Annotated in this window: 8 protein-coding genes and 1 pseudogene; 7 read left to right on the plus strand and 2 right to left on the minus strand. The window is 70.0% G+C overall.

The window, feature by feature from the left end; all coding sequences use genetic code 11:
* The first annotated feature begins 72 nt into the window (after positions 1–72).
* The 7 genes and pseudogenes from OG819_RS21565 to OG819_RS21595 all read left to right on the plus strand — a co-directional run bounded on the left by OG819_RS21565 (position 73) and on the right by OG819_RS21595 (position 7712).
* Positions 73–849, plus strand: coding sequence for an IclR family transcriptional regulator (locus OG819_RS21565; RefSeq protein ID WP_266650874.1), 777 nt, complete (start codon positions 73–75; stop codon positions 847–849).
* On the plus strand, positions 846–1718 hold the full coding sequence (locus OG819_RS21570; RefSeq protein ID WP_266650875.1) for an SMP-30/gluconolactonase/LRE family protein: 873 nt from the start codon (positions 846–848) through the stop codon (positions 1716–1718). The genes OG819_RS21565 and OG819_RS21570 overlap by 4 nt, the downstream gene beginning before the upstream one ends.
* A 191-nt stretch (positions 1719–1909) precedes the next feature.
* Complete coding sequence (locus tag OG819_RS21575; RefSeq protein ID WP_266650876.1) at positions 1910–3298, plus strand: extracellular solute-binding protein; 1389 nt, start codon at positions 1910–1912, stop codon at positions 3296–3298.
* Positions 3295–4245 (plus strand): carbohydrate ABC transporter permease, encoded by a 951-nt coding sequence (locus tag OG819_RS21580; protein ID WP_266624540.1) that lies wholly within the window; start codon positions 3295–3297, stop codon positions 4243–4245. Before OG819_RS21575 ends, OG819_RS21580 begins: the two co-directional genes overlap by 4 nt.
* The gene (locus tag OG819_RS21585; RefSeq protein ID WP_266624538.1) at positions 4242–5099 is read left to right on the plus strand and encodes a carbohydrate ABC transporter permease; all 858 of its coding nucleotides are present in this window, start codon (positions 4242–4244) and stop codon (positions 5097–5099) included. Before OG819_RS21580 ends, OG819_RS21585 begins: the two co-directional genes overlap by 4 nt.
* Before the next feature lie 21 nt (positions 5100–5120).
* A pseudogene (locus OG819_RS21590) lies at positions 5121–6088 on the plus strand (arabinan endo-1,5-alpha-L-arabinosidase).
* Positions 6089–6206: 118 nt separating this feature from the next.
* A complete protein-coding gene (locus OG819_RS21595) occupies positions 6207–7712 on the plus strand; it encodes an alpha-N-arabinofuranosidase (protein WP_266650877.1) in 1506 nt (501 codons plus the stop codon).
* On the opposite strand, the gene OG819_RS21600 is transcribed toward OG819_RS21595, so the two are convergent.
* Positions 7709–10699, minus strand: a complete 2991-nt coding sequence (locus OG819_RS21600) for a beta-galactosidase (protein WP_266650878.1) — start codon at positions 10697–10699, stop codon at positions 7709–7711. The genes OG819_RS21595 and OG819_RS21600 overlap by 4 nt on opposite strands.
* A 140-nt stretch (positions 10700–10839) precedes the next feature.
* Positions 10840–11436 carry a DUF4232 domain-containing protein gene (locus OG819_RS21605; RefSeq protein ID WP_266624531.1) on the minus strand — a complete coding sequence of 199 codons (597 nt, stop codon included), beginning with the start codon at positions 11434–11436 and terminating at the stop codon, positions 10840–10842.
* Between the last annotated feature and the right edge of the window lie 102 nt (positions 11437–11538).

Genomic DNA, 11538 nt, shown 5'->3' on the forward strand with positions numbered 1-11538 from the left:
GCACTATGAGTAGCCTACGTTCGTCATGCCGATCGGCTGTTGAAATTTCGAACACAGGAGAGGGGGCCGGTTGTGGGACGCCTGGTGCCTGCCGTGACCCGAGCTCTCGACATACTCGAGCTCTTTCTCGACGGGGACGGGACGCTCTCCGCCCCCGACATCGTGCGCAAGCTCCAGCTGCCGCGGACGACGGTGCACGAGCTGGTCACCACGCTTGCCGCCCGTGCGTACATCGTGCAGGTGCCCGGCCAGCCGGGACGCTACCGCCTCGGGGTGCGCCCGTACCAGCTCGGGAGCCGGTACGCCGAGCAGCTGGACCTCGCCGCCGAGGGCCAGCAGGTCGCCCGTTCCGTCGCCGAGACCTGCGACGAGACCGTCCACGTGGCGATCCTGGAGGGCACCGACGTCATCTACATCGCGAAGGTCGACTCCACGCACGCCGTGCGCATGGTGTCCGCGGCGGGCCGGCGCCTGCCCGCCCACTGCACCTCCGTCGGCAAGATGCTGCTCGCCTCGCTCCCCGACGCCGAGCTGACCTCCCGCATCCCGGACAACGCGGACCTGATCGCGATGACGCCGAACAGCATCACCGAGCCGGGCGCCCTGCGCGAGGCCCTCGCCGAGATCCGCCACCGCGGCGTCGCCGTGGAGAACCGTGAGTCGAACCCGGACGTCAGCTGTGTCGCCGCCCCGGTGCGCGACCGCACGGGCCAGGTCGTCGCCGCGCTCTCCATCTCCGTACCGATGATCCGCTGGAGCGACGAGCGCCGTGTCGAGCTGGAGCAGCTCGCCGCGAAGGGCGCCGCCGATCTGTCCGAGCGGCTCGGCCACCGGAGCGTGGTGGGATGACGAGGGCGACAGGGGCGACGGGGAACACGGCCTTCGATGTCGCGGTGCGCGCCGAGGCGGCCCTCGGGGAGGGTCCGACCTGGGATCCGGACGCGCGGCGGCTGATCTGGGTGGACATCCTCGGCTCCCGGGTCCACACGTACGACCCCGTCTCCGGGCGCCGCACGGTCATGGTCACCGAGCAGCACGTGGGCGCCGCCAAGCCCCGCGCGGGCGGCGGCGTGGTCGTCAACCTCCGGGACGGCGTGGCGACGTACGGCCCCGAGGGCTTCCGATGGTTGTACCGCGACCCCGTCCCCGGCCGCCGCGCGAACGACGCCGCGGTCGCCCCCGACGGCTCGCTGCTCTTCGGCACCATGCGCTACGACGAGGCCCCGGGCGGCGGCACCCTGTCCAGGATCACCGCCGACGGCACGGTCACCGCGGTCCTCGACGACGTCGCCGTCAGCAACGGCACGGGCTGGAGCCCGGACGGCCGGCTGATGTACTACATCGACTCACCGACCCGCCGCGTCGACGTCTTCGACATGGGTGACGGTCAACTGCCTGTCAACAGGCGTCCGTTGACGGTGATCGAGGAAGGCGCGGGGTGGCCCGACGGGCTCACCGTCGACGCCGACGGTTGCGTCTGGGTGGCCCTCTGGGACGGTGGAGCGGTGCGCCGCTACACGCCGGACGGCGAGCTGGACCGGGTCGTGGAACTCCCCGTTCCGCGCCCCACCGCCTGTGGCTTCGGCGGCGCGGACCTGACCGACCTGTACATCACCACGGCACGTACGGGCCTGGAGGCGCCGCATCCGCTCTCCGGCTCGGTGCTCGTCGTCCCCGGCGCGGGGAAGGGCCTGCCGCAGCCGCCGTTCGCCGGCTGACAGTTCTCCCCCCCCACAGGTCCCCGTCTTGCCCCTCGCAGGTCCCCGTCCGGTCATCGACCACCGGGCGGGGGCCTTCGATTTTTGCGCAAACCATTGACGAGAAAGCGCTTCCTATCTACGGTCCCGTTCGAAGTTACGAGCGATCACCGAAATTTCGAACAACGAATCTCGAACAGTGAGGGCAGGGCATGGGACGACCTGACCTGAACGACGGGTATCCGAACCATGGGAACCTGAACCGCAGGAACGTTTTGGCTGCGCTCGGCGGCCTGACCGTCGCCGGCAGCCTGGGCTTCGCCGCCCTCGGCACCGGCGCGGACGCGCTCGCCTCCAGCGCGCGCACCCGGGTCCGCTACTGGAACCTCTTCCAGGGCGGCGACGGCACCAACCAGGTCGCGATGGTGGATGCCTTCCGCAAGGAGCATCAGGACATCGCGGTCAAGGACTCCACCCTGACGTGGGGCGGCCCCTACTACACCAAGCTCGCCATGGCCGCGGCCGGCAACCGCGCACCGGACCTCGCCGTCATGCACCAGGGCCGCGTCCCCGGGTTCGCGCCGGGCCGCCTCCTGGACCCCTGGGACATCGACCTCCTGGCCAAGTACGGCGTGCGAGAGGCCGACTTCAACCCCGTGCTGTGGAAGCGCGGCATCGTCGGCGGCAAGCTCTACGCCCTGCCCCTCGACATCCACGTCCAGCTCTGCTTCTACCGCAAGGACGTGTGCAAGAAGGCCGGCCTGCTCGACGCCGACGGGCGGCTGCCGTCCGCCGGCTCCACCGACGAGTGGTTCGCCCTCCTCAAGGCGGCCAAGAAGCAACTGAAGAACGGGCAGCAGACCCTCGGCCTGCACGCCAACGACCAGAACTTCGCCTGGTGGTTCTTCGTCGCCTTCTACCAGCAACTCGGCGGCGGCTACTTCAACGACGACCAGACCGACGTCACCTTCGACACCGACAAGGCCACCGAGGTCCTGGAGTTCTTCCGCAAGCACGTGACCGACGGCTACGTCACCGTCGGAGAGGCCGACGGCGAGGCCTTCCTCGCCGGGTCGCCGTTCACCTGGGAGGGCAACTGGTCGGTGCCGTACTTCAACGGCGAGAAGCTCGACTTCGGCGCCCAGCCGCTGCCCCCGGTGTTCGGGAGACCGGCCACCCACGCCGAGTCGCACTCCTTCATCCTGCCCCACCAGTCCGGCCGTGGCGGCGCCGCCGACGAGGGCGCCTACCAGCTCGCCGCCTACATGGTCACCCACGCCACCACCTGGGCCATCGGAGGCCATGTCCCCGCCTATCTGCCCACCTTCAAGGACCCCGCCTACCTCAAGCTCAGCCCGCAGAACGAGTACTCCAGGCCCGCCATGGAGCACCCGGCCACCGAACCGCACATCTGGTTCGCCGGTTCCACCGGTGTCCTCGCGCAGCGCATCGGCCCGGTCGTCGCCTCCTCCAACCTCGGCTCCACGAAGCCTGCCGCGGCGGCCCGCCGTATGAAGTCCGTCCTGGAGCAACTGCTCGCCATGAAGAACCCCATGGACGGCAGGACGGCCGCCCAGGAGCTGAAGGGAGCCGGCGCATGAGCAGCGCCACGAGCACGGTCGCCGCCACCACCCTGCGCCCCCGTGCGACCACCGCCGCCGACTCCGCCCGTCTGCGCTGGGGCCGCCGCTTCCAGCACGGCGGCTGGTTCGTCGCCCCGTTCTTCGTCCTGTACGGGCTCTTCGTGCTGCTGCCGGTCGTCCGCGGCCTCTACCTCAGCTTCACCGACGCCAACATCTCCGGCGACCACACCAACTTCGTCGGCCTCGCCAACTACCGCGAGGCCCTCAAGGACGACCTGGTGTGGAACTCGCTGTGGCACAGCGTCCAGTTCACCCTGTACGTCGTCCCGTGCATCGTCGTCGTGGCCCTGCTGATGGCGCTGATCGCCCACCACACCGTGCACTTCAAGTGGCTGTGGCGGCTGTGCTTCTTCGCGCCGTTCCTGCTGCCCTCGGCCGTCATCGGCAACCTGTGGTGGTGGCTGTTCCAGCCCACCAACGGCATGGTCAACCACGTCCTCGGCCTCACCACGCCCTGGCTCACACAGAAGTCCACGGCCCTGCTCGCCGTCGTCGTCGCGACGCTGTGGTGGACGGTCGGGTTCTCCTTCCTGCTGTTCCTCGCCGCCCTGCAGAACATCCCCCAGCACCTCTACGAGGCGGCCGAGCTGGACGGCGCGAACGCCTTCCAGCGCATGCTCCACATCACCGTGCCGAACCTGCGCAACATCACCGGCCTCGTCATCGCGCTGCAGATCCTCGCCTCGCTGCAGGTCTTCGACCAGGCGGTGGTCATGTACCAGTTCGGCCCGGGACCGGAGGAATCGACCCGCACCTTCGTGCAGTACACCCTCGAACAGGGCTTCACCAGCTACCGCGTGGGCTATGCCTCCGCGATCTCCTTCGTCCTGTTCCTCATCATCGCGGCCGTCGCCCTCGGGCGGATGTGGCTGCTCCGCAGCCGAGAGGAGGGCATCTCCCGATGACCACGCCGTCTCCCACCCTCCGTAAACCCCGCAGCACCTGGACGCCCGCGCAGATCGCCCTGACGGTCGTCGCCCTCGCCCTGTCGGTGATCTGGATGGCGCCACTGGCGTGGGCCCTGTCCACGTCGCTCAAGACCCCGGCCGAATCGGTGGCCTCGCCGCACTGGATCCCCGAGCACTTCACCCTCGACTCCTGGCAGAAGGTCTTCGCGGCCGGCAACATCCCCAACTGGTTCGTGAACTCGCTGGTCGTGTCGGTCTGCGTCACCTTCATCGTGTTGCTGGTCGCCTCCCTCGCCGGATACGGTTTCGCCCGCACCGAGTTCCGCGGCAAGTCCGTCCTGATGGCCGTGACCATGGCGGGCCTGATGTTTTCCCCGGCGATCCTCGGTGTCCCGCTCTTCACCACCGTGCAGTCGCTCGGCATGGTCGACACCTACTGGGGCATGATCCTGCCGCAGTGCGCCCCCGCCGCGATGGTCTACATCCTCTACAAGTTCTTCCAGTCGCTGCCCCGCGAACTGGAGGAAGCCGCGTTCATCGACGGCGCGGGCCGCTGGCGGATCTTCTTCACCCTCGTCCTGCCGCTCTCGAAGCCCTCGCTGTCGGCCGTCGGGATCTTCACCTTCATCGCCTCGTGGAACAACTTCCTCTGGCCGTACATGGTGACCAACAACCCCGACCTGATGACCATGCCGAACGGCATCGCCACCGTGCAGAACGCCTTCGGCATCGTCTGGCCGCAGCTCATGGCGGGTGGTCTGATCGCGGGACTCCCGCTGATCGTCGTGTTCGTCTTCTTCCAGAGCCAGATCGTGCGCGGTGTGGCCCACACGGGTCTGGCGGGCCAGTAACAGCCATGAGGAGAGTGTGAGTTGAAGCGCTTCAGACTCGCCGCGCTGCTCGCCGCGGCCACCATCGCCCTGCTCCCGGCCACCGCGTCGGCCGACGTAACCTACCCCGACCCCCTCCCCCTCACCGGCCAGCAGATCATCCACGACCCCACGGTCACCCACCTCAGGAACGGCCGCTACGTCGCCTACTCCACCGGCGGCGTCATCGGAGCCCGCCTCTCCACCGACCTCCACCACTGGGACGACGCGGGCAACGCCTTCACCACGCCCCCGGCCTGGTGGTACGACTACAACTCCACCGCCGACCCCTGGGCCCCCGACCTCTCCTACCGCGACGGCCGCTACTGGCTCTACTACGCGGTCTCCTCCTGGGGCACCAACCACTCGGCGATCGGCGTGGCCACGTCGAAGACGGGCATGCCCGGCACCTGGACCGACCACGGAACCGCCTTCACCTCGGCGACCACCGACGCCTGGAACGCCATCGACCCCGCGGTGATCCGGGCCGACGGCAAGCTGTGGATGGCGTTCGGCTCGTACTGGACGGGCACCCGCATGGTCGAACTGGACCCGAGCACCGGCAAGGCGCTGCCCGAAGCCACGGTCCACCATCTCGCGACCCGCCCGGACGCCCCGTACGCGGTAGAGGGCCCGTACATCTCCAACACGGCCGCTACTACTACCTCTTCGCCTCCTACGACGCGTGCTGCGCGGGCGTGAACTCCACCTACAAGATCCGGGTGGGCAGGTCGACGTCGGTGACGGGCCCGTACGCGGACAGCACGGGCAAGCCGCTGCTGGAGGGCGGCGGCGACCTGTTGCTCGCCGGCCACGGCAGGTACATCGGCACCGGAGGCGAGTCGGTCTTCCACGACCGAGGCCAGGACTGGCTGGCGTACCACTACTACGACGCGGACGACAACGGCACGCCAAAGCTGGGGCTGAACAGGCTCAGCTGGACGAAAGACGGCTGGCCAGACGTCCTTTAGGGGCGCGGGGCCGTGACATGTGCGGCTCCGCCGCGTGGGCGCGACCAGCCACAACAGACCCGCACGCGCCCACAAAACACAAGCCACCCCACACCAATGGCACACTCGAAAGGAAAGCATGCGTACCGCCCGTTTCGCCCTGGACCCCGCCTTCACCGTCGGTGAGGTCAACCCCCGCCTCTTCGGCTCCTTCGTCGAACACCTCGGCCGCTGCGTCTACACCGGCATCCACGAACCCGGCCACCCCTCCGCGGACGCCGAAGGCCTGCGCACGGACGTCCTGGAACTGGTCCGCGAACTGGGCGTCACCACGATCCGCTACCCCGGCGGGAACTTCGTCTCCGCCTACAACTGGGAGGACTCGGTGGGCCCGGTCGAGGAGCGGCCCCGCCGTCTCGACCTGGCCTGGCGTTCGACCGAGTCGAACCGTTTCGGCCTGTCGGAGTACATCGCGTTCCTGCGGAAGCTCGGCCCGCAGGCCGAGCCGATGATGGCGGTCAACCTCGGCACGCGTGGGGTCGCCGAGGCCCTGGAGCTCCAGGAGTACGCCAACCACCCCGGCGGGACGGCCCGTTCGGACCTGCGGGTGGCGCACGGCGACAAGGAGCCGTTCGGTATCGGTCTGTGGTGTCTGGGCAACGAGATGGACGGGCCCTGGCAGACCGGCCACAAGACGGCCGAGGAGTACGGCCGGCTGGCCGCCGAGACCGCCCGCGCGATGCGCCAGATCGAGCCCGACCTCGAACTCGTCGCGTGCGGATCCTCGGGACAGGACATGGAGACGTTCGCCGCGTGGGAGGCGACCGTGCTGGCCGAGACGTACGACCTCGTCGACTACATCTCCCTGCACGCCTACTACGAGGAGACCGACGGCGACCGCGACTCCTTCCTCGCCTCCGCCGTCGACACCGAGTCCTTCATCGAGAACGTGGTGGCGACCTGCGACCACGTGGGCGCCCGGCTGAAGTCGAAGAAGAAGATCAACCTCTCCTTCGACGAGTGGAACGTCTGGTACCAGAGCCGTCCGAACCCGCATCCGGTCGAGGACTGGCAGGAGGCCCCCCGCATCCTGGAGGACGTCTACACCGTCACCGACGCGGTCGTCTTCGGCTCCCTGCTCATCGCGCTGCTGCGGCACGCGGACCGGGTGACCGTCGCCTGCCTCGCCCAGCTCGTCAACGTCATCGCCCCGATCATGACGGAACCCGGCGGCCCCGCCTGGCGCCAGACCACGTTCTACCCCTTCTCACAGGCGGCCAGGTACGGGCGCGGAGAGGTCCTCGACGTCCGCGCGGTGTCGCCGACCTACGAGACGAAGAAGTACGGCGAGGTCGACCTGCTGCACGCCACCGCCGTACGCGCCGACGACGGCTCGGTCACCGTCTTCGCGGTCAACCGCAGCCAGACCGAACCCCTGCCCCTCGAAGTCGCCCTGAACCGCCTGGGACTGACGACGGTCGTCGAGCACACCGCGATCGCCGACGCCGACCCCGACGCCCGCAACACCCTGGACGACCAGGAACGGGTCACCCCCCACCCCGTCCAGGACACCACCCTCCAGGACGACGGCACCCTGACCACCGTCCTGGAACCCCTCTCCTGGAACATGATCCGGCTCAGCTAGCGGACGTGTGCGCGGCCGGGGGAGTCCACCGGTGTCACCGGTACTCCGCCGGCCGCGCTGCCCAGCAGCGTCAGCTTCGCCTCGCCCGGACCGGCCGGGGTGGTGCCGTCGGACAGTACGGCGAGGGCCAGGGTGTTGGCGCCCCGGGTGCGCAGGACGCCGTTGGGCAGGACGAAGGTGTGCTGGGGGCCGACGTCGTTGATGTACTGGCCCATGTTCCAGCCGTTCAGGAAGATCTGGACGCGGTAGGCGCGGGCCGGGTCGTCGGTGAGGGTGAGCCCGATCGAGGCGTCCACGCCCTGGTCGACCGCCAGCCGGAACCCGGTGCGGTACCAGACGACTCCCTGCCCGCGCGCCGCCCGCGGGAAGTCCACGACCTGCCAGCCGCTGTCGGCGAACTCCGGCAGATGCCAGCCCTGCCGTTCCCCGTACAGCCCGCCGTGGTTGAGCGGCCCCCGCACCGGGTCGGGCGCCGCCTCGCCCTGGATCCGCCAGGTGACGGCCGGGCTCGCCCCGGAAAACGTCACCGCCGTAAGGCCTCGTGCCGCTTTGTGCGTGTCCTTCGCCGCGCCGTCCTCGTCGTGCTGCATCCGGCGTACGAGGACGGAGAGGACGTGCGGTCCGTTCGCGTACCGCACGGGGAAGGTGGCCGTGGCCGCCCAAGTCCCCTGCCGCACGGTCGACTTGTCCGGAACCGGCATCCGGTGCGTGCCCAGCGGTTGCCCGTCCAGCCACGCCATCAGCATCCCCTGCGTGCCCGTGACGTACGAGAGGGACACCGACCCGGCGGCGCCGCCCGCGGCCCGGGTGTCCTCGAAGTGCCCCCGGTACCAGACGTCTCCGTAGTGGAAGCCGTAGTCGTCGGCGAAGAGGACGGGCTGCCCGGCCGGTACGGGGGTGGTGCTGTACGAGGAGGTCCTGTTCGCGACCTTCCACGCCGAGTCGTCGAACCCGGCGGCCGACTCGGGGTTCTCGACGTGGAAGCGCCAGTCGCCCAGCTCGGGAAGGTGGACGGCGGCGACCCCCGGCAACCGCTGCTCGGCCCGCAGACTCCCGGAGGTGGTCACCCGGGCCTTCAACATGCGCTGGTTCCAGACCACTTCACTCATCCCACGCGGCCCCCACACCTCCAGATCGGCCGCCTCGACCGTGTCACCGGTGAGATGGACGGTCGTACCGCGCAGGGCCGCGGTGCGCAGGAGCGCCGGGCCGTGTACGAGCACGGGCCCCGACGGGGTGTCGTGGCGCCACAGTCGCATGGAGGTCTCGTCGTCGGCCAGCAGGAGGAGGAGGGGAGCCCCGGTGCCGCCGCCCTCCACCAAAACCTTTGTCAGGCCGCCGAGTTCGGCGTCGACCCGCAGCGCACCGGACGCGTACGTGTGGTCGGCCTTCCCCTCCAGCACGGTGACCGTGGGCTCGCTCGCGCAGTCGACGGCCGTCCGCGTCGACTCGCCCCTCCGCCCCGTGAACACGGCGATGTCCTGCCGCCCGGCGGTGAGCCACAGCATCGGCTGGGCGCTGGAGTACCGCAACGTCCGCCGCCCGAGCGGGAGACCGGTGGCGAGCAGTCGGGCGTCGAGGCCGGGGACGGGTACCGGAACGCTCACCCCGGCGAGGGGGACGGCGGCGAGGACGTCGTCGGTCCGGTCGTTGCGCAGGATGTGGAAGTGCGCCTTGGTGTCCGGGTTGACCAGGTGGTACGCCGTGATCCCGGCGTCCGCCCCCGCCGCGCCGCCGCTCGCGCCGACCTCGATGTCGGCCGCCCGGTCCAGCTTGGCGAGTTCGGGCACGGAGTGCAGGAGCTGCCCGAGCTGGTGCATCGGGACCAGCTTCGGGGTGGGCCTGCGGGCCTCGTCGAGGGCGGCCCCGTAGTCGTACGAGGTGTAGACGACCGGCGCGGGCAGCCAGCCCCAGGAGGTCCCCCCGAACGTCATGTAGACGTTGTGGACCTTGATGCCGTTGGCGAGGTTGGTGAGGTAGAAGCGCCGCTCGTACGCCGCGTCACGCGTCCGCGCCGACTCCGCGTACCCCTTGCCGTCGAACTCCACCCCGCCCCACGGGTCGAACCAGCCGCCCCCGAACTCGGCCAGCAGCCCCGGGGTGTCGGGACTCGCCGTCGAGCCGCCCTTCGTACCGCCGATGCCGTAGTAGCCCCAGTCGGGCGGCGGCGCGAAGGGGGAGGGATACCCGTCGAAGCCGTACAGGTAGCGGCCTGTCTCCCCACCCGTGTCGAACGTTCCCGGCGCCCAGTACCCGTTGCGCCCCTTGTCGTTGTGGAAGAGCGGCACGTCGATGCCGTCGGCGCGGACCTTGGCGTAGAGGTGGGCCATGTAGTCGCGCCCACGGGGGCTGGTGACGTTGTTCGCGTACTCGTTCTCCAGCTGGTAGAGGACGATCGTGCCGCCGCCGTGGGTGTAGAGGTGCCGGGCCGCGATCCGGTTCACGGCGGTCAGCCACTCGTCGACGTACGACAGATAGGTCGGGTCGGAGGTGCGGGCGGTGCCCCGGGTGGCGGTCAGCCAGCCGGGGAAGCCGCCCGCGTCGACCTCGGCGTTGATGTACGGGCCGGGCCGCAGGATCACGAACAGGCCGGTCTCGGCGGCCGTGCGCAGGAACAGGTCCAGGTCGCGGACGCCGGTGAAGTCGTAGTGTCCGGGCGCGGGGGAGTGGTAGTTCCAGGAGACGTAGACGCTGATGGTGTTGTACCCGTGGGCGCGCAGCTTCTCCAGGACGTCCCGCCAGAGGGAGGGGCTCGGCAGCCGGAAGGGGTGGACCTCGCCGGACCACAGGACGGCCCGGCGTCCGTCGACCAGCATCGAGTACTTGTCGAAGCCCACCGTGTGGCGGGTGCCGTCGGCGGCGGGCGGCCCCGGTGCGGGGCCGGTGGGGGCGGTCGTGTGGGCGAAGGCGCCGTCGCACCCGCCGAGCGAGAGGCCGAGCGCGGTGGTGCCGGCGAGTGCGCTGAAGGTACGTCTGCTCAACACCATGCGGGGCCTTTCGAGGACAGCGGCGCGGGTGCGGCCATTGTCCACAGGGAGACGATCACCTGCGCACAGGACATCCCACACATTCCCGGAGGGGATCCTCGCAGCTCTGCGGCGGCCTGAAGAACGGCCGGGCAGGTGGGTCAGGAGGGCTTGGCCGAGGACAGGGCGGTGACCGTCACCTTGTCGTCGCACTCGGCGATGACACCGTCCGTCAGCGCGACCTGGTGCGCTCCGGCACCCGGGACACCCACCACCAGGGTCGGATAGCCGGCGGGTGTGGCTCCGGACTTGCAGTAGCCGTCGGCCTCACCCTGGACCTGGACGAACGTCAGCTTGGTCCACGCCTTCCCGCCCGGCGCGATCTTCACCGTGGACGCGGCCCCGGTCGTGGTCACCTTGAGGGGACGGTTCTTCTGAGGGGAACCGTTGCCCGCCCCCGCCACGGTCGGATACCCCCGGACGGTGCACGCCTTGCCGGACACGTTGGTGAACTCGACGACCGTCGCGCCGGTCCCGGTACCGTCCGGCCGCACCGCGGCCTGGCGCATGGAGGCGTTGAGATCCGACACTCCGCAGGCCTTCGCCCCGGTGGACGCGGCCGGCTTGACCGGAGCGCCGGGCGGCGATGAGCCCGCGCCCGCCGGGCTCCCGCCCGGCTGACACGCGGTCATGAGCAGGGTGGCCGCCGACGCGGTCACCAGCGCGGTCGCGACCCTGCGGATACCGATTCCGTACATGAAGTCCCCCGAAGCGGTTCAGGCGGCGCCGGTCTCTCACCGACACTCGTCGCTTCAGAGCGCGTCATCGGTTTCCGGGGTTCACCTGCTGGGCTGTCTGTG

It is taken from the genome of Streptomyces sp. NBC_01549 (assembly GCF_026339955.1).
Classification (GTDB): domain Bacteria; phylum Actinomycetota; class Actinomycetes; order Streptomycetales; family Streptomycetaceae; genus Streptomyces.